The sequence below is a fragment of the Chitinophaga niabensis genome (assembly GCF_039545795.1).
Lineage (GTDB): Bacteria > Bacteroidota > Bacteroidia > Chitinophagales > Chitinophagaceae > Chitinophaga > Chitinophaga niabensis_B.
In genome coordinates, this window is record NZ_CP154260.1 from 3,132,867 (window position 1) to 3,156,881 (window position 24,015).

17 protein-coding genes are annotated in these 24,015 nt (G+C 46.5%); 12 read left to right on the top strand and 5 right to left on the bottom strand.

What is annotated here, in order from left to right:
- The first annotated feature begins 32 nt into the window (after positions 1-32).
- From AAHN97_RS12160 to AAHN97_RS12170, 3 genes are read left to right on the top strand one after another with little or no spacing between them, the layout of a single operon-like run.
- A complete protein-coding gene (locus AAHN97_RS12160) occupies positions 33-1,391 on the top strand; it encodes a TolC family protein (RefSeq protein WP_343307895.1) in 1,359 nt (452 codons plus the stop codon).
- Positions 1,392-1,399: 8 nt separating this feature from the next.
- Positions 1,400-2,452 carry an efflux RND transporter periplasmic adaptor subunit gene (locus AAHN97_RS12165; RefSeq protein ID WP_343307896.1) on the top strand — a complete coding sequence of 351 codons (1,053 nt, stop codon included), beginning with the start codon at positions 1,400-1,402 and terminating at the stop codon, positions 2,450-2,452.
- 18 nt (positions 2,453-2,470) lie between these two features.
- A complete protein-coding gene (locus AAHN97_RS12170) occupies positions 2,471-5,515 on the top strand; it encodes an efflux RND transporter permease subunit (RefSeq protein WP_343307897.1) in 3,045 nt (1,014 codons plus the stop codon).
- Between the two features lie 170 nt (positions 5,516-5,685).
- Here the strand turns inward: AAHN97_RS12170 and AAHN97_RS12175 are convergent, their stop codons facing one another.
- Positions 5,686-7,506 carry an AMP-dependent synthetase/ligase gene (locus AAHN97_RS12175; protein WP_343307898.1) on the bottom strand — a complete coding sequence of 607 codons (1,821 nt, stop codon included), beginning with the start codon at positions 7,504-7,506 and terminating at the stop codon, positions 5,686-5,688.
- Between the two features lie 251 nt (positions 7,507-7,757).
- Between AAHN97_RS12175 and ggpS the strand changes: the two genes are divergently transcribed.
- Positions 7,758-9,992 carry a glucosylglycerol-phosphate synthase gene (ggpS, locus tag AAHN97_RS12180; RefSeq protein ID WP_343307899.1) on the top strand — a complete coding sequence of 745 codons (2,235 nt, stop codon included), beginning with the start codon at positions 7,758-7,760 and terminating at the stop codon, positions 9,990-9,992.
- Between the two features lie 369 nt (positions 9,993-10,361).
- Here the strand turns inward: ggpS and AAHN97_RS12185 are convergent, their stop codons facing one another.
- Together AAHN97_RS12185 and AAHN97_RS12190 are read right to left on the bottom strand one after the other, a co-directional pair.
- Positions 10,362-10,817 (bottom strand): DUF5362 family protein, encoded by a 456-nt coding sequence (locus AAHN97_RS12185; RefSeq protein WP_343307900.1) that lies wholly within the window; start codon positions 10,815-10,817, stop codon positions 10,362-10,364.
- A gap of 143 nt (positions 10,818-10,960) precedes the next feature.
- The gene (locus AAHN97_RS12190) at positions 10,961-12,685 is read right to left on the bottom strand and encodes a cellulase family glycosylhydrolase (protein ID WP_343307901.1); all 1,725 of its coding nucleotides are present in this window, start codon (positions 12,683-12,685) and stop codon (positions 10,961-10,963) included.
- A gap of 190 nt (positions 12,686-12,875) precedes the next feature.
- Here AAHN97_RS12190 and AAHN97_RS12195 point away from each other — a divergent pair, with 190 nt between their 5' ends.
- From AAHN97_RS12195 to AAHN97_RS12230, 8 genes are read left to right on the top strand one after another with little or no spacing between them, the layout of a single operon-like run.
- Positions 12,876-14,123: an efflux RND transporter periplasmic adaptor subunit gene (locus tag AAHN97_RS12195; RefSeq protein WP_343307902.1), complete on the top strand. Its 1,248-nt coding sequence runs from the start codon at positions 12,876-12,878 to the stop codon at positions 14,121-14,123.
- A 5-nt stretch (positions 14,124-14,128) separates the two neighbouring features.
- Positions 14,129-15,577: a TolC family protein gene (locus AAHN97_RS12200; protein WP_343307903.1), complete on the top strand. Its 1,449-nt coding sequence runs from the start codon at positions 14,129-14,131 to the stop codon at positions 15,575-15,577.
- An 11-nt stretch (positions 15,578-15,588) separates the two neighbouring features.
- A complete protein-coding gene (locus AAHN97_RS12205) occupies positions 15,589-16,254 on the top strand; it encodes an ABC transporter ATP-binding protein (protein ID WP_343307904.1) in 666 nt (221 codons plus the stop codon).
- Between the two features lie 17 nt (positions 16,255-16,271).
- Positions 16,272-17,516 (top strand): ABC transporter permease, encoded by a 1,245-nt coding sequence (locus AAHN97_RS12210; protein ID WP_343307905.1) that lies wholly within the window; start codon positions 16,272-16,274, stop codon positions 17,514-17,516.
- Positions 17,517-17,530: 14 nt separating this feature from the next.
- Positions 17,531-18,694: an ABC transporter permease gene (locus AAHN97_RS12215; protein ID WP_343307907.1), complete on the top strand. Its 1,164-nt coding sequence runs from the start codon at positions 17,531-17,533 to the stop codon at positions 18,692-18,694.
- 22 nt (positions 18,695-18,716) lie between these two features.
- Positions 18,717-20,090 (top strand): sigma-54-dependent transcriptional regulator, encoded by a 1,374-nt coding sequence (locus tag AAHN97_RS12220; RefSeq protein WP_343307908.1) that lies wholly within the window; start codon positions 18,717-18,719, stop codon positions 20,088-20,090.
- Positions 20,071-21,348, top strand: a complete 1,278-nt coding sequence (locus AAHN97_RS12225; protein WP_343307909.1) for a sensor histidine kinase — start codon at positions 20,071-20,073, stop codon at positions 21,346-21,348. The genes AAHN97_RS12220 and AAHN97_RS12225 overlap by 20 nt, the downstream gene beginning before the upstream one ends.
- Positions 21,349-21,394: 46 nt before the next feature.
- A complete protein-coding gene (locus AAHN97_RS12230; RefSeq protein WP_343307910.1) occupies positions 21,395-22,009 on the top strand; it encodes a hypothetical protein in 615 nt (204 codons plus the stop codon).
- 33 nt (positions 22,010-22,042) lie between these two features.
- On the opposite strand, the gene AAHN97_RS12235 is transcribed toward AAHN97_RS12230, so the two are convergent.
- Positions 22,043-22,210 (bottom strand): phosphatidate cytidylyltransferase, encoded by a 168-nt coding sequence (locus AAHN97_RS12235; RefSeq protein ID WP_153658177.1) that lies wholly within the window; start codon positions 22,208-22,210, stop codon positions 22,043-22,045.
- Positions 22,211-22,354: 144 nt separating this feature from the next.
- Positions 22,355-23,992, bottom strand: a complete 1,638-nt coding sequence (locus AAHN97_RS12240) for a hypothetical protein (RefSeq protein ID WP_343307912.1) — start codon at positions 23,990-23,992, stop codon at positions 22,355-22,357.
- Between the last annotated feature and the right edge of the window lie 23 nt (positions 23,993-24,015).

Genomic DNA, 24,015 nt, shown 5'->3' on the forward strand with positions numbered 1-24,015 from the left:
TTTTTTTGCCCATGCGCTAAACACCGTTCATTATGTTACCGAAGATCATTAAACTACACTTGTTTATTAGTGTTGGTTTTATCACACAGGTGGCCACTGCTCAAAGCCGGCTGGATCAATATATCCAGGAAGCTTTCTCCCGCAACCAGGCCATAGCCCGGCAGAACTTTCAACTGGAAAAGAACATGTACGCTTTGCAGGAAGCAAAAGCACTCTTCATGCCCTCTGCCAGTTTAATCAGCAGTTATACCAAAGCCGGCGGTGGCCGTACTATTGATATCCCGGTGGGCGATATGCTGAACGGTGTATATGCCACACTCAATCAATTAACCGGTAGCCAGAAGTTTCCGCAGCTGGAAAATCAATCCATTTTGCTCGCCCCGGATAATTTCTATGATGCAAAAGTGCGCACCTCCATGCCACTGATCAATACAGAGATCATGTATGCAAAAAAGATCAGGCAGGAAGATATCTCCCGCCAGCAGGCCACGGTAAATGTCTATAAACGCCAATTGGTAAAAGACATTAAAACGGCCTACTACCAATACTTTCAGGCCACCCGTGCAGTAGATATCTATAACAATGCCCTCCTGCTGGTGAAAGAAAACATCCGGGTGAATCAAAGCATGCTGAACAACGGTATCCGTAACAACACTTCACTCACCCGCGCACAAACAGAACAACAGAAAACAGAAGCAGCGATCACGCAGGCAGAAAACACCCAACAGAACGCCCGCTCCTATTTCAACTTCCTGCTGAATAAACCTTTAACGGATTCTATTGAGCTGGATAGCACAGCACTCCTGGTAGCGGAATACATTCCAACTACCGGCGTTCAGAGCAGGGAAGAGATCCAGCAACTCACTTCTGTTAAAAAGATAGCACTCCTGCAGGAGAAAATGCAACATTCCCTCTTCACGCCTAAAGTGAACACCTTCCTGGATCTGGGCTCACAGGGTTTTAACTGGGCCTTCAATAATTCCAGCAGATATTACCTCTGGGGTGTAAATCTGCAATGGGACATCTTCACCGGCGGACAACGGAAATACCGTACCAAACAGGCCGGCGCAGATGCTGCCATCGCACAAACGGCATTGACCGAAACCGTACAGGGGCTGGAGCTGGAACTCAACCGCGCGAACAATAATTACCGCACTGCTTACGTGAATTATAAAAGCGCGCAAACACAATTACAGCTGGCTGAAAAATATTTCCGGGACCAGATGAAGGTCTATAAAGAAGGCCAGCTCCTGTACATTGAATTACTCGATGCTCAGAACCAGCTCACCAACAGCCGTTTACAATTACTGCAGGCCTACGCACAGGTGCAGATCTCACAAGCTGAAATTGAACGCGCACAGGCAGGATACCCTTTAACTAACCTTCAATAACTAACTATATGAAACTGTATATTTTATTATTATCCGGTGCAATAGGATTGAGTGCCTGCGGTGCAGGATCTGCTGCATCCGAAATACCACCACAGGCAGATATCCCTGTAAAGATCCTCCCCCTGCAAAGCCAGTCGGCTTCCGCGAGCATTCCTGTTTCCGGAGTCTTCACCACTGACGATGAAGTACTGCTTTCTTTCAAAACAGGCGGCATCATTCAACGCATACTCGTGAAGGAAGGTGATGCCATCCGCCAGGGACAAACAGTAGCCATTCTGAATCCTGTAGAGATAGACGCGCAGGTACAGCAGGCACAACTGGCCTTTGAAAAAGCCACACGTGATCATCAGCGGGCCACCAATTTGTATAACGACAGCGTAGCCACACTGGAACAATTACAGAATGCACAAACGGCGAAAGACATTGCACAACAACAATTAAAAACGGCGCAGTTCAATCGTAATCATAGTGTGATCACTGCTCCGCGTAATGGTTTTGTGCTCCGCAAACTGGCGGCAGAAGGCCAGCTCGTTGGAGCCGGCACCCCTATCCTGCAAACCAATGGCGCCCAATCCGGCAACTGGTTATTACGCACCAGCATCAGTAATAAAGAATGGGCGGCCATCCGCCTGAAGGATACCGCTACGGTAGAAGTGGAATCCGTTCCCGGAAAAACCTTCACCGGCCTGGTATCCCGCCGCTCAGAAGGGATCGACCCTTCCACCGGTTCTTTTGCAATAGACATTCGCCTCACGGGAGAAAAACCCGAAGCCATTGCTTTTGGCATGTTCGGCAAAGCGGTGATACATACCACTGCACAAAGCAATAGCAACACCAGCAGCTGGGCCGTTCCCTACGATGCTGTGCTGGATGGAGATGGCAACAGCGGATATGTTTTCATCACCAACGATAACAAGCAGGCGCAAAAAGTGAAAGTGACGATCGCAGGGATGGAAAAGGACCATGTGATCATCAGTGGCGGACTGGAAAACGCGCGCCAGCTGATCATTTCCGGCAGCGCCTACCTGACGGACAGCAGCACTATCCGCATTATTCAATAACCTTCCAAGCCTGCAAACATGAAAATATCTGACTATGCCGTTAAGAATTACCAGTTCACACTGGTGATCTTTATCATGATCATTGCGCTGGGTATCACTACCATTCTCAACATGCCACGTTCGGAAGATCCGGAGATGCATGCCCCCACTTATTCCGTAGTGGTGGTATATCCCGGCACCAGTCCGAAGGACATGGAGGAACTGATTGTTGACCCATTGGAGAAAGAGATCAATGAACTTGAGAACGTATTGCGCATCCGCACCAGCATCAGCGATGGCCTGGCCGTTATGCGGGTAGAATATAAATACAGCAGCAATGTGGATGATAAGTACCAGGAGATGGTACGCGTTGTCAACAACAAACAACGGGAACTTCCTTCCGATAACATCTTCATTGAAGTACAGAAGTTCCAGCCTTCTGATGTGAACATCATGCAGATCGCCCTGATCTCTGAAAATGCACCGCGCGATAAACTGAAATTCTATGCAGAGAAACTACAGGACGAACTGGAAAAACTCAGTCCGCTCAAGAAAGTAGAGATCCACGGATTACCTGTACAACAGGTACGTGCGGAGCTGGACCTGGAAAAGATGGCGCAGATGAACCTGCCCGTGAACAATGTGATCAGCAGCCTGCAGAATGAAACCCTGAGTATCCCTGGTGGCAGCATCGATGCCGGTAACAAAACCTTTAACATCAAAACCAGCGGTAATTTCCACTCGCTGGAAGAGATCAGCAACACCATCGTTTACACCGGCGCAGGGCGTAACGTTTACCTGAAAGACATTGCCAAAGTGTATTACGGTTATGCAGATGAAACTTACCAAACCCGCCTGAATGGCTTCCGCTGCATATTTGTAGCTGCCGCACAGAAGGAAGGAGAAAATATCAGCAAAACACAATTACTCTATAAACCGGTCATTGAAAAGTTCCGGAAAACATTACCGGCCAACATTGACCTGATCGAACATTTTGACCAGGCCGCCAATGTGAACAGGCGTCTCGGCAGCCTGGGTATCGATTTCATGATCGCCATCTTCCTGGTGGCCATTACTTTGCTGCCATTGGGTTTCCGGCAGGCCGTGATCGTAATGATCTCTGTACCGCTCTCTCTGTCCATCGGTATCATCCTGCTGCAGTTATTTGGATATAACCTCAACCAGCTGAGCATTGTGGGATTGGTAGTTGCATTAGGACTATTGGTGGATGATAGCATTGTGGTAGTGGAAAATATAGAACGATGGATGCTTGAAGGGCATAGTGCACTGGAAGCTACGCTGAAAGCCACCAAACAGATCGGTATGGCTGTATTAGGTTGTACGGTAACATTGATCATTGCATTTATGCCACTGGTATTTATGCCGGAAGGATCAGGGGACTTTATCCGGAGTATGCCGCTGGCCGTGATCTTCTGCGTACTGGCTTCTATGTTCGTGTCGCTCACCATCATACCCTTCCTTACCAGCAAAGTATTAAAACCACATACCGGCCATCCGGATGGCAACCTGTTCATGCGCGGATTGAAGAAGCTTATCCACGGCAGTTATTCCCGCCTGCTGGACAAAGCCCTGCAACGCCCCGCACTCACACTCGTGATCACCGTGATCATCTTTGCAGGCTCATTGGGAGTGTTTAAACTGATCGGTTTCAGTTTATTTCCTCCTTCTGAAAAGCCGCAGTTCATGATCAATATCACGGCGCCTTCGCAATCCAATCTGTTATACACGAACAGTATTGCAAAACAGATAGAACAAACCCTGAAAAAGGAACCGCTGGTGAAATACTTTGCCACCAACGTAGGGAAAGGAAATCCGAGGATCTATTACAATGTGATCCAAAAGGAAGAACAGAGTGATTTTGCACAGGTGTTTGTACAATTGGGAGAAGAAACCAATCCCAAAGAGAAACAGGCATTGATGGAAAAATTCCGCAAAGCCTGGACGCCTTATCCCGGTGCGAAAGTGGAAGTGAAGGACTTTGAGCAGGGCCCTCCCGTAGTAGCTCCTGTGGAAGTCCGCATCTTTGGAGACGACCTGGATACCCTGCGCCAACTGGCCTCCCGCGTGGAAAAAATGCTGCACAAAACACCCGGCACCATGTACATCGATAACCCGGTAGACCTGCTGAAAAGCGACATCAGAGTAGCCATTCAGCCGGAGAAAGCACAACAGCTGGGCATCCCCTTTGTACAGATAGACCGTACCGTGCGCCTCGCCGTAGCAGGATTAACACTGGGTAAATACACAGATGATAATACCAATGATTATAACATCCTGCTCACCCGCGCAAAAGAAGGAAGGCCTACACTGGATGTGTTCAGCAACCTCTATGTGAACAACCTGCAGGGAAAAGCCATCCCCTTGTCACAGGTGGCTGATCTGAAAATGGAAACATCTCCGGTACACATCAATCACCAGGAGAAAAGAAGGGTAGTTTCCGTGAAAGCATTTGTGCAGCAGGGTTTCCTGGTGGATAGGGTGATCACCGATGTGATCGGCAGAATGGATGCGATGGCATTGCCCGTGGGATATAGCTATGAAATGGGAGGTGAAGTGGAATCACGCCAGCAATCATTCGGCGGTTTCCAGAATATCATCATTGTAACGGTATTCCTCTTTATTGCCGTGCTGATCCTGGAATTCGGCACCTTCAAAAGTACGCTCATCATCCTTTCCGTTATTCCGCTGGGTATAGTAGGTGCAGCCATTGCGCTATGGATCACGGGTAATTCATTGTCTTTCGTTGCCATCATCGGGTTGATAGCATTGGCGGGGATTGAAGTGAAAAATACCATCCTGCTGGTGGATTTCACCAACCAGTTGCGGGCGCAGGGGAAAGACCTGGAAACAGCTATCAGGGAAGCAGGGGAAGTGAGGTTCTTACCCATCGTACTTACTTCTTTAACGGCTATCGGCGGTTTGATACCTATCGCTATTTCAAATAATCCATTGATCTCACCATTAGCGATTGTACTGATCGGGGGATTGATCAGTTCTACCTTGCTTTCGAGGATAGTAACTCCGGTGGTGTACAAGCTGATACCACCTAAGATCAAAGCCTAAATAATAAGCGGGGGCGTTCTATGATAAGAACACCCCCGCTTATTATAATTCCTGTTTTTCGTGCTTTTTTTAGCCTTTTACGGCCTTGTAATGGCCTTTAACAGCCTCGTGACGGCCTTTCACGGCCTTGAACCGGCCTTGCAACCGCCTTAATCAGCCAATAAACGGCCTCAATGCCTTTTTACCCCTTCAGCACTATCGGCGTAGATCTTTTCTACTACATCCTTATACTTCTCCATGATCGCCTTCCTTTTCAGGCTCAGTTTCGGCGTCATCTCCCCGGTATCCACTCCCCACTCCTTCGGCAGTAATTCAAACTTCTTGATCTGTTCCACATGATTGAATAAGGCATTGTATTTCTCCACCACCTTATCAAACATCGCTAATACCTCTTTATTCTTAACAGCTTCTTCCGGCGTGGTGAAAGGAATGTTATTCTGCGCCATCCACTGTTTCAGCCTGCTGACAGAAGGTACGATCAAAGCAGCCACAAACTTCCGTTCGGAACCGATCACCATGATCTGTTCAATGAAAGGGCTTTCCTTACATTTATTTTCAATCGGCTGCGGCGCCACATATTTACCACCACTGGTTTTGAACAGCTCCTTTTTACGGTCTGTGATCTTGAGGAATTTTCCGTCTACAAAGGTGCCGATATCCCCGGTATACAACCAGCCATCTTTCACGGTTTCGTCTGTGAGGTCCTGGCGTTTGTAGTATCCCTTCATTACGGAAGGCCCTTTCACCAGTATTTCGCCTTCTTCCGTCAGTTTTACCTCCTGCCCTGTTATCACTGGCCCGGTGGTACCAAAACGGGTATTTTCCGGCTTATCGCGCCTGTTTACGCTGATTACGGGGCTATTCTCTGTAGGGCCGTATCCCTCATATACCGGAATGCGGGCTGCGGTGAAGATCCGCAAAAGGTTTTCCTGGCAGGCGGCGCCTCCTGTAACGATATAGGAAATGCGGTTGCCCAATGCATCGCGCCACTTGGAAAAAATGAGTTTATTGGCAATGGATAGCTGGAGGTTATACCACCATCCGCCGCTGATATTATTGTCGTATCGCTTACCCAACGCTACCGCCCAGAAGAACAATCCACGTTTGATACCTGTGAGCTCATGGCCTTTGCTCATGATCTTCTCATACACTTTCTCCAGCAAACGGGGTACAGTAGTGAAGCCATCCGGTTTTACCTCTTTCAGGTTATCCCCGATCTTATCCATGCTTTCCGCATAGTAAATGCTGATACCACTGAACAGGTAAATGTAGGTACACATCTTTTCAAAGATATGGTTCAGTGGCAGAAAGCTCAATACCCTGGTTTGCGGCGCATCCGGGAAAGGAAAGCTCTCTTTGGAATGATAGGCGTTGCTGACAATATTCTTATGGGTAAGCATCACTCCTTTGGGTGTGCCTGTGGTACCGGAAGTATAAATGATAGTGGCTACATGTTCTTCGCTGATGGCAGGTGTTATAGCCTCCACCCGGGCCAGCAGGGCATCGTTGCTCAGGTCTGTTACCTTCGTCCAGTGATCTGCACCGGGTACCTCATCAAAAGTAAAAATGTTTTGCAGGGAAGGAATATCTTTCATCATGCCTTTCACTCGCTCACATAATTCCACGTTGCTCACAAAAATGTACTTCACGGCTGCATCATTGAGGATGAATTGCAGTTCTGTGGGGCTTGTTGTGGGATAAAGCGGCACCAGGATGGCCCCGGTCTGCTGCACGGCAAGGTCTGTAATGATCCATTCCGGGCGGTTATTGCTAATGATGGCAACTTTATCTGCCCCTTCCACTGTCTGGTCGTTTCCGCTTACCCCCAGGCTTAAAAGTCCTGCGCTCAGGCGGTTCACGGTTTGCTGTACTTCTTTCGTGGAAACAGGCTTCCATGCCCCATTTATCTTAGCCACCAGCATATCGGGCTTGGGAAAAAACTGCAATTGGTGAGCTACCGCATCAAATAGGCGTTTGGGCTGAATCATCATACATTTCAGAGCTTGATATACGGTAAGTTAACGAAAAACAACAGATATTCAAATCAGGGGTATTTTTAGCTAATAAGTGCCTAATAGTCACCAAATAACGCCATGATGTCACCTTTTCAGACCTATTTAATGTGTACCTTTGTGATCCCGTTTTTACCCAAAATAACATCTCATTTATTGAGCACAACAGGGTTGCGAGCCATCCGTATATCGGCTTGAGGCAACTTATTTATATCACGAAAAACACAAGCATGATCTTAGCGACAGACCTTGACGGAACATTTTTAGGGGGAACCCGCCAACACATGGAAGAGTTATACGAAATGATCAGGAATAACAAGGATTTCCGCCTCGTTTTTGTAACCGGCCGTGGCATGGAAAGCGTATTACCCTTACTGAGTGATCCCGTTATCCCAAGGCCTGAATTCATCATCTGCGATGTGGGCGCCACCATCCTCGATGGCACTACCCTTCAGCCCGTTCAGCCTATTCAGAATAATATCGAAAGCAAATGGCCCGGCAAACAGGCCATCCTGCAACAGTTAAAAGATGTAAAAGGCATCCGCATTCAACCGGTACCACAGCAACGCCGCTGCTCCTTTATATTCGATGAACACCTGGAACATGAAGGGATCGGCGCACTGGAACAACAACTGGGTTGCGACATCCTCTTATCAGACAACAGGTTTTTTGATGTATTACCCATCAATGTCAATAAAGGCACCACACTTACACAACTGATCGATCACCTGAAGATCCCGGAAGAAAAAGTACTCGTTGCCGGCGATACCCTGAACGACCTTGCCTTATATGGCCGGGGATACAAAGGTGTAGTAGTGGGTGAAGCAGAACCTGCACTGGTAACTGCCACACAGGGCCTCCCCGGTGTATTCCATTCCGAGGTCCGTGGTGCCGGTGGCATCATGGAAGCCATGGCGCATTTTGAAGATTTTAAACCCTTCTATCAAAAGAAAACGGCTAAAGATTGTAATACAGATTCTTCTCAATTGGTGATGCTCTATCACCGTTTCCCATTTGAAACAGTGGAAGAGAACGGGAAGATCATCAAACGTGCACCCAAAAGCCCTAACGGCATTCTGCCCACACTCACTAATTTCTTCAAATCCAACCGCCCGGGATTATGGATCGCCTGGCAGGAAATGAAGGAAGGAGATGCGCCGGCAGCCAATTTTTATATTGACAAAGAAGTATATCCCCATTTACAGGCCAGCCCTGTGATGATGGAGAAAAACGATATCGATATCTTCTACAAACTCTTCTCCAAAGAAGCATTCTGGCCTGCCATCTTTTCCTTTATAGAAAAAGCGCAGTTCAATCATGAACACTGGGAACATTACCTGAAGATCAATAAAAGGTTTGCAGAGAAAGCAGCTGCAGAAGCTGAACTGAATGCCACCGTATGGATCCATGATTACAATTTATGGATGGTACCCGGTTATCTCCGCCAGCTAAGACCTGACCTTACGATCGGTTTCTTTCATCACACAGCCTTCCCTGCTGCCAATACTTTCAACATCATCCCCTGGCGGGCAGAGATCATCGGCAGTTTATTACAATGTGACTATGTGAGCTTTCATATACCCCGTTATGTAGAGAACTTTGTGGATGTAGTGAAAAGCCTCATGCCCGTAAAGATCATAGAACAGGAAAGTGCAGCACCCCGCTTCCTTACTTACAGCTGTGCCATGGGCACCGGTGTAATGACGCGGGAGATCCAGGCAGGCAGAAGAAAAGTACGTTTAGGCGCTAACCCCGTTGGCGTACATGTGGATTATATCAAAGAACTCACACAACAACCCGCCACACAAGACCTGATCGCGGAATTAAAGAAAAGCACTACAGGCAAAAAAACTATCCTCAGCATAGAGCGGCTGGATTATGTGAAAGGCCCGCTGGAAAAGATCAGGGCCTTCGGGCAGTTCCTGGACGAACATCCCGGCCTGCATGGAAAGATAGAACTGATCAATATCTGCACCCCTCCTGCCAGTGGCATGAAAATATACGAACAGGTGCAGCATGAACTGGAACAGGCTATCGGGGCTATCAATGGTAAGTATTCCACGATCGACTGGGTGCCGATCCATTTCTTTTTCCGTTCCTTTTCTTTTGAAGAAGTGCTGGCTTATTATGCCATCTCAGACATAGCCTGGATCACGCCATTAAGGGATGGTTTAAACCTGGTGGCCAAGGAATACATTGCCGTGCAGGGGCTCAATCCTGAATCAGACGGCGTATTGGTATTATCTGAGTTTGCAGGGGCTTCGGTAGAATTGCCGCATGCCATCCTTACCAATCCTTATGACAATGATTCCATGAAGCGCAGTTTGCTGCGGGCGATCAGCATGAATAAACAGGAAAGACAGATCAGGATGAAACGTCTATATGAGAACGTTAGTCATCACAACATAGGATACTGGGCAGATGAATTTATGCAGGAATTAAAAAAACAGACAGCGCAAAAATAGCCACGCCAATAACATTTATCAGAAGAAGGATGGTTTCTTTTTTAACTGATTCCCATACATTTTTTCCTGTTAACTTTTTATAAAGAGCAATACTTAGCAAAAGGGGAACTGAACAGATCAATGTCCAGAAATTAAACATGAGTGAATACCAGATAATATAGCTATGTATATCATTGTAAGTATCGCCGTTGATCTTCCCGAAAAGATGCACCAGGATAGCAGAGATAAGAATTAAGGAAGAGGTGCATATCAGCACTATCCTCATAACCAGCTTGATAAAAGGCAGATACGTTTCAATCCTGCCCAACAGCATTGATCTATTCATTTTGCGAATTTAAAAAAGGCCGGGTGTTAACTACGGCCTTTTTCCTATATCTGCGAACTCGTCATAATTGCGACAATCCCAATTGCGAATGCCAGTACAAAAAAGCCCAGCAGAATGATCGTAAAAACACCTACAAACTTAAAACAGGATTTCAGACTGGAAAAGGCACTGTTCAATACATCCTGTTCAGAAGAACTTAAAGCAGCTTTCATTTTCGTGGCAAACTGAAAAAGATACAGGTAGGGGAAGATCGAAACAACTGCCATCACCAGGTAAACGATGCCCAGCACGGCAGGGTTGCTATACCCCGCGCTTTGGAAACTGGCTTGCATCATAGGGTTTGAATTACCCAGCCCTATAATGGCCAGGCTGAATAAGATCATAAAACCTACCATCACAAACCCCACAATAGCGAGAAACTTAGCCCAGCGGCTGGTTTCATTTAAAAAGCCGGAAGATGCTCCGTCAATAGAGAGTTCGAATAAGTTTGGTGTTTCCATGCATTAACTATTTGGTACCTAAAATACCAATTTAACTGATATAATAAAATAAGGGGGCAGATAAAGCAGGGATGAAGCTACCATGGCTTTTCTGCAAAAACAAAACAGGCTGACCAGTTCATTTGGTCAGCCTGTTTTACAGATTATTTAGAGAACTGTAATTCCTTCAGGTTAAACCCACCCCTTTCTGCCAGCACACGCAGTTTATGTTTCCCTTTGGAAAGCGTAATACTTCCCGCATCATGCGCCTGCCAGTTCCCTTTGGGAACCGCCAGCTCATTGCCAACTTTTTTGCCATCCAGCAGCAGGGTGATCTTTCCATTGGCATTGTCTGCAGATGTATGTAACTGCAATTTATAAGTACCTTTCTCCGCTACATCAATCGTATACTGCAGCCACTCTCCCGTTTCTATATCGGATACAAAATAGCTATCATCCAGGCCGATATCAACACCATCATTGCGGTAACCTCTGCCTTTGTTGCCGGCTGTGTTCTTTTTAGGATCTGATACCCGGTAATTAGCGGTATCCAGATCATAATAAGCCTCTCCGTTAATACCCAGGTCATACTCCACTGCGGGTATCAAGGCCATCCCCTTCACCACGTTGGCATTAAAGGGTTTGGTTTCCCTGCTGAAGGGCTGGCGTATCATGGCATCGATCACATCTTTATGATAGATGTTCTTATCAAAACGGGTGCTGTTGGCCAGTTCCATCAGGCCGCTGTAAGCCTGCTCTGCTGAAGGTTTTGGTTTCTTCGGATCGTTCCAGTAATCTACCACTGCCTTGTAACCTTCGTTCATGATCACTTCCAGCGGATTGTTGGTGCCCAGTTTCTTCAACGGCCACCAGGCCCATCCGATGTTATGTGTTTCCAGCAAACGGATGGCTTCCGTAAACCATACATTGGAGTTCTCACCTGTTTCACCTAACCATACCGGCACCTGGTATTGCTCCCGGAAACGCAGGATATGTGCAATGGACTCCTCGTTATTATAGTTCCAGTATTTGTGAAAGCTCAGCACCATGTTTTTATCCCATGGCGGCAGCATGCCGTTGTAATTATTGCCCCAGCCATTTCCTTCAATGATAATGATGTGTTTTTGATCTACTTCACGAATGGCCTTGGTAATGTCTACCATCAATCGCTTTAAAGGTACATTACCTTTTTCCTTCAAACCATTCTTATCATTCTGTGGATCTTCAAAACCCCAGTTAGGTTCATTAAGCACATCATAACCAGCAATCCAAGGCTCGTCTTTATAACGTTCTGCCAGTTTACGCCAGAGCGCAATGGTTTTCTGCTGATGTGCCTCGCTTTCCCAGAGAGAAGGTTTAGCACCGTCCCGGTCTGAAATGTTCAGGTCGTTCCCCTGCCCGCCGGGTGCGGCATGGAGGTCCAGGATCAGGTACATCTGGTTGGCTTTACACCAGGCCAGTAAACTGTCTGTAATAGCAAAACCTTTTTCCAGCCAGGTATGCTGACCGGTTACCGGTTCCTTATCAACCGGTAAAGTGTAGAGGTTGAAATGCATGGGCAGGCGCACAGAGTTGAAGCCCCAGGCCTTCATGGCATCGATGTCTGCCTTTGTGGTATGGTTCTTTAACCAGGCATCATAGAACGCCTGCGTTTTTTCAGGGCCTATCAGTTCTTCTGCCCTTGCACGGATCCGGTGTTGCTGTGCTTCTCTGTAGACCCTCAGCATATAACCTTCCTGGAGCATCCAGCCACCGAGACCAATACCCCGGAGCAAAACGTTCTCTCCCTTGGCGTTCACGATCTTTGTGCCGGCTGTTTTCAGGAAACCCTGTGCATAACCAATACTGCTGGAAAATAGAATGGTCAGGAATAAAAAGACTGTTTTCATGTTAAGACGGTGGAATTTTAGGGATTTGAATAAGAGATCAAAATAGGAAATTAATTTTTCCCATTATCGGAAAAGTTGTTCGATATCGAACAGCTTTTCAAAAGCCAAACGCTCTAATATACTGATAATCTGATAACTAAGACTGGCATCCCTATTGAAACAAGAATGGTCTAAAAATCAGCTTATACCAATGGACAAAACCATAGAAGCAGAAGTAAAACAAAAAAGGAAGAAGCAATACCTGCTGATCACCCTCCTGTGTATCGCAGTGCTGGCTGTTGCACTCTTCCTGCTGCGCAGCTTCTTTTCCAGTACGATCAAACGTTCCGCCATTACCACCGCTATTGTAGAAATAGGCAATATTGAGAATACCATCAACGCCACGGGAGAGATCAGGCCTGAATTTGAAGAAGTGATCACCAGCCCCGTGAGCGCTTCTATCCAGGAGATCATACTCGATGCCGGTAGTAAGGTAACTACCGGGCAGTCTATCCTTAAGCTGGACAAAACTGCCATCCAGGTGGAATATGAAAAAGGAAAGTTCCAGCTGGAATCCAAACAGAACGAGATCCGCAAACTAAAACTGGAACTGGATAAGAGTTACTTCGATCTCAAATCAAATAACAATATCAAACAATTACGGATCAATAGTCTGACAGCAGATGTAGAAAACAGCAAACGTCTATACAAGGCAGGTGGCGGCACAAGGGAAGATGTGGAGAAAGCAGAGCTGAACCTGAAAGTGGCACAGCTGGAAAAAGAGCAGCTGGAAAATGAGATCAAAAGCAAACAACAGACCATGCAGGTGGAAATAAGGGAATCAGAGATCGCCGCCGCCATCCAGCAAAATGAACTGAAAGAACTGATGCGTAAAGTATCACTGGCCAGTATCCAAAGTACACGCGGCGGTGTGGTTACCTGGGTGAACAAGAACATCGGCGCCGTTATCCGGGAAGGAGAAGCATTGGCCAGGATCGCAGACCTCAGCAGTTTTAAAGTGACCGGCACTATTTCAGATGTTCAGCTGAATCACCTGCGTACTGGCATGCCTGCCATTATCCGCATCAGCGAAACAGAAGTACGGGGCAGTATTACCAATATCTATCCCGCTGTGGAAAACGGCATTGTTACATTCGATATCCAGTTGAATGAAAGGAATAACAAACTGCTCCGCCCCAATCTGAAAGTAGAAGTATTCCTCGTTACCGCTACCGGCAATAATGTAATGCGGGTAGCAAACGGACCGGCTTTCAGCGGCCTGGAAAGCCAGGACATCTTTATTGTACGGGATGGAAAAGCTGAACGCAGAAAAGTACAGACAGGCATGAGCAATTTCGATTACGTGGAATTGAAGAACAACGTAAAACCGGGAGAAGTGGTGATCACGTCAGACATGAGTGAGTTCAAACATGCAAAGGAAATAACGATCAATAATTAATGATGATGAAAACAGGATTGATCTTTATACTCCTCGCATTTGCCTGTACAGCCTACAGCCAGGACACTCTCCGTCTCAGCCTGGCAGAAGCCGTAAGCATGGCCAAAGCCAGCTCTATTGCCTCTAAACAGGCCGTTACGGTGAAAGAAACCCGTTATTGGGAATGGCGTACCTATAAATCCAATTACCAGCCGCAACTGGCTTTAAATGGCAATTTACCGGGCTATTCAAAAACGTTCAACCAGGTGCAGCAACCCAACGGAACGGTAGAGTTCCAGCCGGTACACAATAACAATTCATCCCTGAACCTCGCTTTCAGCCAGAGCATCACACCTACAGGCGGGAAAATATACGGGGCAACGGAACTGCAAAGGTTTGATGATTTTGACAGGAAGAACACCCTCTATAATGCCATCCCGTACACCATCGGGTACCAGCAGCCGCTCTTCCAGTTCAATAAACTGAAGTGGGACAAACGCATAGAACCCCTGAAGTTCTCTGAAAGCAAACAGAACTATATTTCGGCCATGGAACAGATAGCCGTTACCGTGAGCGGGTACTTTTTTGATCTGCTGCTGGCACAGGTGAACTTCCAGATCGCGGAGACCAACCTGCAGAACACGTTACAGATCCAAAAGATAGCAGACGAGAAATTCAACCTGGGCAAGATCTCCAAAAACGAGATCCTTCAATTGCAACTGGAGCACCTTAAATCACAAAAGGCCGTAGGCAAGGCAAGAAGGGATATGGAAATAGCCATGCTGAACCTTCGCTCTTATATCGGTTTGCAGGAAAAAGGAAAAATAGAGCTGATACTCCCTCCTTCCGCCATCAATATGGAAGTAACAGCAGAGAAAGTACTGGCGGAGGCTTATGTGAATAATGCCAATGCCATTGCTTTCATCCGGAAAGTAATAGAAGCTAAAAGGGATGTGGCGCAGGCCAAGGGAGATAACGGGCTGAATGCTACCTTAACAGCCAACCTGGGTTTTGCAAACAGGGCGAGCACTATTCCCAAGGTATATACTTCACCGCAGAACCAGCAACTGGTATCACTGGAATTTGCCATCCCTATCTTAGATTGGGGAAGATCAAAGTCCAGGACCAAAACGGCAGAGGCCAATCTGCGGTTTACGGAATATGCGGTAGAGCAGGATAAACAAAGTTTCGCACAGGCTGTTACTACGCAGGTGACCCTCTTTGATATGATGAAGGACCAGGTGGCCCTGAGTGCGCATGCAGACAGTATTGCCTCTGAGAAATACCAGATAGCCCAGACCCGCTATGTACTGGGCAACCTGAGTATCACAGACCTCAGTATTGCCTTCCAGGAAAAAGACCAGGCCAAAAGGGATTACGTGGTAGCCCTCCGTGATTTCTGGGGCGCCTATTATGAGCTGCGCTATTTATCCCTATACGATTTTGAAAAGAACGAAAAGATCCATTATAATTAAAAAAACGCATTATGATCCGCTTACAGAATATTGAAAAAGTTTACCGTACGGATACGGTGGAAACACAGGCACTGAACAGTATCAGCCTCAACATTGCCAAAGGTGAGTTCCTTTCCATTATGGGCCCTTCCGGCTGCGGCAAAAGTACCCTGCTGAACATCATGGGCTTACTGGATGAACCTACCCGCGGGGAGATCAGGATCTCCGAGAGCAATACGAACCACCTATCAGATAAACAACTGGCACAGTTCAGGAACAAAAAGATCGGTTTCATCTTCCAAAGCTACCACCTGATCAACGACCTGCGTGTACTTGACAATGTGGAACTCCCCCTGCTCTATCGTAAAACCACTGCCAAAGAGAGGAAGGACCTGGCCCTTACCGCATTGGAAAAAGTAGGCCTGGGACATCGTTCCAAACACTTCCCCACCCAGCTTTCCGGCGGGCAAAAACAAAGGGTGGCCATTGCACGTGCCATTGTGGGGCGCCCGGAGATCATTCTTGCAGATGAACCTACCGGTAACCTGGATAGCGCCATGGGTAATGAAGTGATGGACATCCTCATACACCTGAACAAAACAGAAGGCACTACCATCGTAATGGTTACGCACGATGAAAACATGGCCCAAAAAACACACCGGCTGGTAAGGCTTTTCGATGGTACACAGGTTCAATAATATTTAACATCCCTCTTATGCTCGTCAATTATTTCAAAATAGCCATCGCGGTACTGAAGAGAAGGAAGTTCTTTACTTTCATCAGTCTCTTCGGTATCAGCTTAACACTCACCATCATCATTGTGCTCACGGCTTTCATGGATTACCTGCTAAGCCCCTCCCATCCGGACGTTAAAAGAGAACGCTCCCTGTATGTGAACATGCTAAGGCTTGAACATACCAAAAAAGGAATGAGAATGACGGGGCCAATGACCTTCCATTATCTCAACCATTTTGTGGGCAGTATGAAAACACCGGAGAAAGTAGCCATCTTCAGCATGTTCAGTCCTACTAACACCTATATCAACAGCAAAAAACTCGTTATCAATGTCAAACACACCAATCATGATTATTGGGAAGTAGAGGAATACCAATTCCTGGAAGGGAAACCTTATACCGCAGAACAGATCGCCAGGGCAGAAAAGGTAACCGTTATTTCTGAAGAGATAAAGCACGCATATTTTGGAGAAGTGCCTTCGGTTGTAGGGAAATTCCTGGAAACAGATAATGAACAATACCGGGTGATAGGCGTGGTAAAAAATGTGCCCATTACCATGATCTATTCATATGCAGATATGTACCTTCCCTATACGCTCTCCAAAGAGGACAAAGGAGATAACAAGGGCATGAATGGTAAATACATGGCCATCCTTCTGGGGCGTTCAAAGGCAGACCTCCCTGCTATGGAACAGGAGTATCAGCAGGTCATCCGGAAGATCCCGGTAGATTCCACCATGGAATATGATAAGATCACGGGATATGCAGATCCTTACCTGGCAGGCTTCACACGGGTATTCCTCGGAGATGATTCCGGTACAGGTGTTACAAAGTTTTTCCTGATCATTGGCCTGGTATTATTCCTTTTTATGCTCCTGCCAACTATTAACCTTGTAAATATCAACAGCAGCCGCATCATGGAACGCTCTTCCGAGATCGCTGTCAGAAAAGCTTTTGGCGCATCTTCCGGCACACTGGCTATACAGTTCATTATAGAGAACCTGATCCTTACTTTCTTTGGTGGCATTATTGGCGTTGCGCTCTCTGCCATTGTATTGTGGGTATTCAATAATAGCCAGCTCATCCCTAATGCAGCCTTGCAGATCAACTTAATGGTACTGGCCGCAACGCTTGGTGCCTGTTTGGTGTTCGGCTTGTTATCCGGTGTATATCCTGCCTGGCGCATGTCCAGGTTACAGGTAGTCACTGCCTTGAAATCTAATTAATAAAAACTCCTTTTATGATCAGGCATCTCTTTAAGCTGATATGGAATAAAAAGAAACAGAATTTTCTCTTAATCATTGAAATGCTTGTTTCCTTCATGGTCATGTTTGCCGTATTTACTTTAATAGTGTATTACTACAATAATTACAAACGCCCGATGGGTTTTGTATATGAAAACGTATGGGCTGTGAGTTACCCCAACAATAAGCTGCATACGGAGAATGAAGACTCTATCAACATGTATTACGAAAACATCAAAAGGACCGTTGCTGCGCTTCCTGAGGTACGGGAGGCAAGTTTTGTAAGCAGTAATAGTCCTTTCAGTGCCAGTACCAGCAACAGCAATGTAACGGTAAATAAAGTGTCCCTGATGGCCAACCAGTATTGGGTGGATGATGATTATGCCCGGCTCCTGCAAGTACATATGATAGCAGGCCGATGGTTCTCCAAACTGGATGACGGCTCTAAAAACAAGCCCATTGTGATCAATGCCACTATGAAAGAAAAAGCATTTGGTAATAAAGAAGCGATCGGACAGCGTTTCAAAGTAAATGAAGACGAAGTGGTGATAATAGGTGTTGTACAGGACCTGAAAGACAAAGGGGATTACATGAAACAGGAAGCCGCCCAGTTTATGCGTAGCGGATGGCAGAGCAGGATGCTGGTTTCTATTCACCCGGATGCAGGTGCCGCATTTGAAAGTAAACTGAATAAACTGCTCACGGGCATGATGCCCACCGCTAATATTGAAATAGAACATTTAACAAAGAAACGGGTAGCCAAAAACAGTATTACACTGGTGCCTATGATCATCCTGCTGGTTGTAGCCGGCTTCCTGATCGTGAACGTGGCCCTGGGACTGTTTGGCGTGCTCTGGTATAACATCAGCAGGCGCAAGGCAGAAATCGGGCTTAGAAAAGCTATTGGGGCCTCCGGCAACAATATTGTGCTGCAGATCGTGAGTGAAACCCTGATATTATCCACTTTCTCACTGATCATCGGGTCTTTCTTCGCCGTTCAATTCCCTTTGCTCAATGTATTTGATCTGCCCTCCGGTGTATACGTCACCGCATTGATACTGGCCATCCTCTTTATTTATGCGCTGGTGATCATCTGTGCTATTTACCCCGGCAAACAGGCTTCCAATATTTTACCGGCCGTAGCGCTTCATGAAGATTAATTAATGCTATTTTTACGACACTATGATATTGATCATTGACGATGATATAGCTGTGAGGACTTCCCTCTTACTGATCCTGCAGCAGGAAGGCTACAAAGCCGCCGGAGCAGGCACGCCGGAGGAAGCACTGGAAATGATAAAACGCAGTAAACCCTCCCTGATCCTGCTGGACCTGAATTTTTCACTGGGTACATCAGGTAAGGAAGGCATGGCTTTACTGCAGGAGATCAAACGATATGATACATCCATTCCCGTGATCCTGATCACCGGCTGGGGCAGTATTGAGCTGGCCGTGCAGGGTATGAAACTGGGGGCGAATGACTTCATCAATAAACCCTGGGACAATGAGAACCTCCTTCAATCCGTAAAAACACTCCTGGACCTGCAGGATAAAAAAGCCGGTAACCATACCCGGAAACAACTGGATACCTTATACGACTTCAGTCATATTGTGGGAGAAGATCCCGCCATGCTGCAAATACTGGAAACCATCGGCCGGGTTGCCGGTACTGATGCTTCTATACTCATCATGGGCGAAAGCGGTACGGGTAAGGAACTGATCGCAGAAGCCGTTCACCAGAACAGCCTGCGCAGGAACAAACCCTTCATCAAAGTGAACCTTGGCGGTATTTCCACCACACTCTTTGAAAGCGAAATGTTCGGGCATGTACGCGGTGCTTTTACGGATGCGCGTTACGACCGTACCGGCCGTTTTGAAATGGCGCATAAAGGCACCATTTTCCTGGATGAAATAGGAGACCTCGATCCCGGCAGCCAGGTAAAACTGCTAAGGGTATTGCAGGACAGAACTTATGAAGTACTGGGCAGCAGCCGCACCAAAACAGTGGATGTACGCGTGGTTTGCGCTACCAATAAAAGCCTCCGGGATATGGTGGCAGCAGGGAATTTCCGGGAAGACCTCCTCTACCGCATCAACCTGATCACTATACAACTGCCGGCATTAAGGGAGCGGCCCAAGGACATCCCCCTGCTGGTAAAGAGCTTTATCCGCAATCTCCGTGAGATCTATAACCGCCCCAACCTGCAGGTAACACCGGAAGCCATGAAGTGGCTGCAGCAATTACCTTTACCCGGCAATATCCGGCAGTTAAAGAACCTCGTGGAAAGAGCCATCCTGGTGAGCAGGGCAGACCTCCTGCAGGTAGATGATTTCCGTTCCCAGCTGGAACTGTCTCCCGTTAAAAGCGGCAACCTGCAATTACCGGGTGTAGGTGCTATCACGCTGGAAGAGCTGGAAGTGGAAATGATCAAAAAAGCGATGTTATTCCATCATAACAGGATCTCCAAAGCAGCGGTATCACTGGGTCTTACGCGCAGCGCGCTGTACAGGCGGCTGGAGAAATACAACATTCCATATGATGAAACTTCGGACTAAATATATCCTGTTTGTTATGATCCTGCACCTGCTCGCACTGGTGCTGAGTTATTTCATATTCAGGGAAAACAAGATCCTCTTCATTGCCTCCGAAGTATTTATTCTGCTCTCTGTATGGATAGCCTGGAGTTTATACCGGCAATTGCTGCAACCCCTGAAAACATTGATGGAGGGAGTTGATGTGATCAGGGAGAAAGATTTCACCGTAAAGTTCCCGCTCACCGGTAAATATGAAATGGATCAGCTGGTAAAAGTGTTCAACCAGATGATGGAACAGTTGAAAACAGAGAGAGTACGGCAGGAACAACAACACTTTTTCCTGGAGAAACTGATCTATACCTCACCAACCGGCATCATTATACTGAACTACGATGATGAGGTACAACAGATCAACCCCAAGGCCCTGCAATTACTGGGCATTGAACATATTGCCCAGGCACCCGCCCATCCTATCTTTCAGCAGGTATTACAATTACGTTCAGGCGAAAGCCGGACTATTTCCCTGACCGGTATTGCCACCTACAAACTGCAGAAATCACATTTCATTGATCGCGGTTTTCCACGGCACTTTGTGATGATAGAAGAATTAACTGTGGAAATACTGGCAGCAGAAAAGAAAGTATATGAGAAGGTGATCCGCATGATGGCACATGAAGTGAACAATACCATCGGCCCTGTTAACTCCATTATCCAATCTACATTAAAAGTGCATCCTTTATGGACAGATCCGGAACACCAGGTATTGCGGGATGCGCTGGAAGTGGCGATAGACCGTAATCAGAACCTCAATGTATTCATGCGCAATTTTGCAGAGCTGGTGAAGCTGCCGGAACCGGACAAAAAAAGGATAGACCTGCATCAGCTGATCGTTGCCGTTACCCGCTTAATGCAGATGAAAGCAGCAGAGCGGGATATTCAGCTGGTACTGGCTTTAAAACCCGGCACCTTTACGGTTATGGCAGATGAACAGCAACTGGAACAGGCCCTTATCAATATCCTGAAGAATAGTATTGAATCTATAGCGAATACGGGGGCTATTACCCTTACCACCCATGGGCAGAAGTTGATCATTGCTGATACCGGCAAGGGCATAGCCCCGGCAGATGCAGAACATATCTTCTCTCCTTTTTACAGCACCAAAAGGGATGGCCAGGGCATCGGACTCACCCTGGTGAGGGAGATCCTGATGAACCATGGATGGGAGTTCTCTTTACGCACCATTGGGGAAAGAGATACACAATTTCAGATCAGGTTTTAGATTTTATGTGCTACATTGCAGCATTAATTACACAAACCCGGTACTTATGAATGTCCGCAAACTGGTTTTTATCGCGGTGCTCTTTGCCTCCTGTACAAAAGAAGAAAGCCTGGAAATAATAGATAACTCAGGCGCTGTTAACGTAGATAAGCTGAAAGGAACTTATACCTTCATCAACATGCAGGCACATACTGAAGGAACTGTAGAAGCCACCGATGGAACAGATACAGAGAAAATGGTATCCATCAGTAATTACATCACCAAAGATAATGTGGGTTCAGTAGTGATCGATGCCGGTAAATTTACCGCTATCGGTATGGGATATAGTGTAGACACTACCGTTAAGGGCTATTTTTATGTGAATGGTGTACTGGACGATACGTTTGAATCCGACTTCCAGTTCTCTACGCCCCCGCTCAGCAGTGTGGCGCCTTACAGGCTGGTGGGTACAGACTCTTTGTATTTTACAGGCGGGATCATCAACGCTCCTTCGGGTGGCGGTGGTATAGCTACGCCGGAATCAAAAGCCCGGTTTGCATTTTCCGGAGATACCCTGATACTATACCAGGGCTATAATAATAAAGCAATCACTACACAGGGAGGTGTAAGGATCACCCAAACTGATGTGGCAACGATCATCACCAGACTGAAAAAGAAATAATTAAAAAGGCGGACCGTTAAAGTCCGCCTTTTTTTATTCTTTACCGCGCCCGCGGGTAAAAAGAAAAATGATCAGTCCTGCCACTGCGGCAACAGCCAGTATTCCTACCCACACACCTGCTTTAAAGATACCACCTATCACTTCACAACTGCTCAAAGAAACGGCTAAGATCGCTAACAAGAAATATGCGTAGTTTTTCATACTAAAGAGTTTGATACAACAATAGCAGAACATATTTCATGCCGTTACAAAAACCGCCCTCATAATCCCAAAAAACATCCTCAAAAAGAAAAAAAACACCGCCCTCTGCTACGCGGCAAGGTTACCTGTGTATTATTCTCTACACTAAGGCTCCATCCATACCAGCCGCACACCCTTCCTCTCTCCTTGTATAGAAAGTTTCAATGTTACATACACGTTCTTTTCCCTATCGTAATCAGAAATGGCAAATAATACCAGGTTGTGATCCCGGCCTCTGTCCGGCTTACCAAAAAGAAATTCTCTTGGTGGCAATGTATTATTCCCTTCCAGCGTATAATAAAAACCATCACACTCACTCACCCCTTTGATAGTGGTGATCTTACCTTTCAGCACACGCTTTTCATTCTCTTCCACGTCGTTGAACAATATGTAGATCTTATCTTTTCCATTCACAAAGGCAAATGATTTGAACTGATCTCCCTTGGACAGCTTCGCAACGGTCCCCTCCCTTTCAGCCAGATAGAACGGATGAATTGTAAAAGAAAACAGGAAATGTTTTTTAGGCACAAAGTAACTGCTGATCTCTTTACCGTTCGCATCAAAAGTAGATACCGCAATATGATTCAGTTCCAGGTACTGGGATGTTACAGGACGGTTTGCAGAGCCATAACCTGTTGTAGCTGTAGCGTTGGAAAAAGTAACATCCACCCGCTCCTGCTCTTCGTATACTATGGAAAAAGTGCCATCCGGGTTCACATAGAAGTTCTGTGGTTTTCCCTCGAACTTATTCTTTTTCCCAAACAACTCTTTGCTCTTTTCATTGGCCTTGTCCGGATACACGGTACTTACCTTGTCCACTCTTTTTTGAAGGGGATCAATTAAAGCCAGGGTGGTGAATTTTTTCGCATTCCACTTATCAGATTCCGCTATACTGGCAATCATGATCAGTTTCTTTGTAACAGGATTATATTTCACCACTCCTTTGTCCAATTCCTTATTGTAAGCAAATTCCAGTTCACGTATATCCACAGTCGCTGCCCCCTTTTCGAGTGTGCCCAATAAGAGCACGTTTTCTTTTCCGCCACTGGCCTCAGTATTATAGCCTTTTGCCAGTATACTTACCGCTTTACTGTCTATAATGGTCATATCTATGTACTCCATGTACTTGTATTTATCCTCCGGAGACTTGTAGAATGCGCGGCTTAATTCCTGGTGTTCAGCGCCAAAGAGGATCACCTCGATCCGCTCATTCCTGTCTGACACAAGTGTATTGAATATGGCCACGGCATAGTTATCTGAAAGCGGGTCCTTTTTTACATGGAAACCGGGTTTGGGTACGCCAAATCCCGTGGCTAACCTGTTTTTAACGTCCATACGCAATAATTCCCCGATCTTTTCATCTTTCTTCATGGCACCTGTAGTGCCATCCACTATCAGACGGTGTAATACAGGTGTTTTTTTACCTTCCCATTCGCCAATCAGGAACACGGCGTTGCCATTTGATTCAAAGATGGCTTCAATTGCGGGATGCTCCAGTTTCCCGTATTTAGGGGTAAGATGTTTGGATGCTTTGGGTTTATGTTTAGCATCATAGATCCTGAGGTCCAGTCCCCCTTTCTCTGTGATCAACACAAACATGGTATTCCCGTTCTTCAATTGCAGGATACGGGCCATGCCCTCTTCCGGTTCAACAAAAACAGGACCTTCCGCAATGGTTTTGAATTGGGCAACAGCTGCCACATGGCAGAGGGTTAGCCCTAAAAAGAGCAGTGTTTTTTTCATATGTACAGGGCTAATTTGTTTAA

Excerpts from the sequence above, each read along its gene's own strand:
- AAHN97_RS12230 (WP_343307910.1), top strand. The coding sequence starts at position 21,395 with ATGAATGTCCGCAAACTGGTTTTTATCGCGGTGCTCTTTGCCTCCTGT.
- AAHN97_RS12195 (WP_343307902.1), top strand. The coding sequence starts at position 12,876 with ATGGACAAAACCATAGAAGCAGAAGTAAAACAAAAAAGGAAGAAGCAA.
- AAHN97_RS12240 (WP_343307912.1), bottom strand. The coding sequence starts at position 23,992 with ATGAAAAAAACACTGCTCTTTTTAGGGCTAACCCTCTGCCATGTGGCA.
- AAHN97_RS12185 (WP_343307900.1), bottom strand. The coding sequence starts at position 10,817 with ATGGAAACACCAAACTTATTCGAACTCTCTATTGACGGAGCATCTTCC.
- AAHN97_RS12220 (WP_343307908.1), top strand. The coding sequence starts at position 18,717 with ATGATATTGATCATTGACGATGATATAGCTGTGAGGACTTCCCTCTTA.
- AAHN97_RS12235 (WP_153658177.1), bottom strand. The coding sequence starts at position 22,210 with ATGAAAAACTACGCATATTTCTTGTTAGCGATCTTAGCCGTTTCTTTG.
- AAHN97_RS12175 (WP_343307898.1), bottom strand. The coding sequence starts at position 7,506 with ATGATGATTCAGCCCAAACGCCTATTTGATGCGGTAGCTCACCAATTG.
- AAHN97_RS12190 (WP_343307901.1), bottom strand. The coding sequence starts at position 12,685 with ATGAAAACAGTCTTTTTATTCCTGACCATTCTATTTTCCAGCAGTATT.
- AAHN97_RS12215 (WP_343307907.1), top strand. The coding sequence starts at position 17,531 with ATGATCAGGCATCTCTTTAAGCTGATATGGAATAAAAAGAAACAGAAT.
- AAHN97_RS12165 (WP_343307896.1), top strand. The coding sequence starts at position 1,400 with ATGAAACTGTATATTTTATTATTATCCGGTGCAATAGGATTGAGTGCC.
- AAHN97_RS12225 (WP_343307909.1), top strand. The coding sequence starts at position 20,071 with ATGATGAAACTTCGGACTAAATATATCCTGTTTGTTATGATCCTGCAC.
- AAHN97_RS12160 (WP_343307895.1), top strand. The coding sequence starts at position 33 with ATGTTACCGAAGATCATTAAACTACACTTGTTTATTAGTGTTGGTTTT.
- AAHN97_RS12170 (WP_343307897.1), top strand. The coding sequence starts at position 2,471 with ATGAAAATATCTGACTATGCCGTTAAGAATTACCAGTTCACACTGGTG.
- AAHN97_RS12210 (WP_343307905.1), top strand. The coding sequence starts at position 16,272 with ATGCTCGTCAATTATTTCAAAATAGCCATCGCGGTACTGAAGAGAAGG.
- AAHN97_RS12205 (WP_343307904.1), top strand. The coding sequence starts at position 15,589 with ATGATCCGCTTACAGAATATTGAAAAAGTTTACCGTACGGATACGGTG.
- ggpS (WP_343307899.1), top strand. The coding sequence starts at position 7,758 with ATGATCTTAGCGACAGACCTTGACGGAACATTTTTAGGGGGAACCCGC.
- AAHN97_RS12200 (WP_343307903.1), top strand. The coding sequence starts at position 14,129 with ATGAAAACAGGATTGATCTTTATACTCCTCGCATTTGCCTGTACAGCC.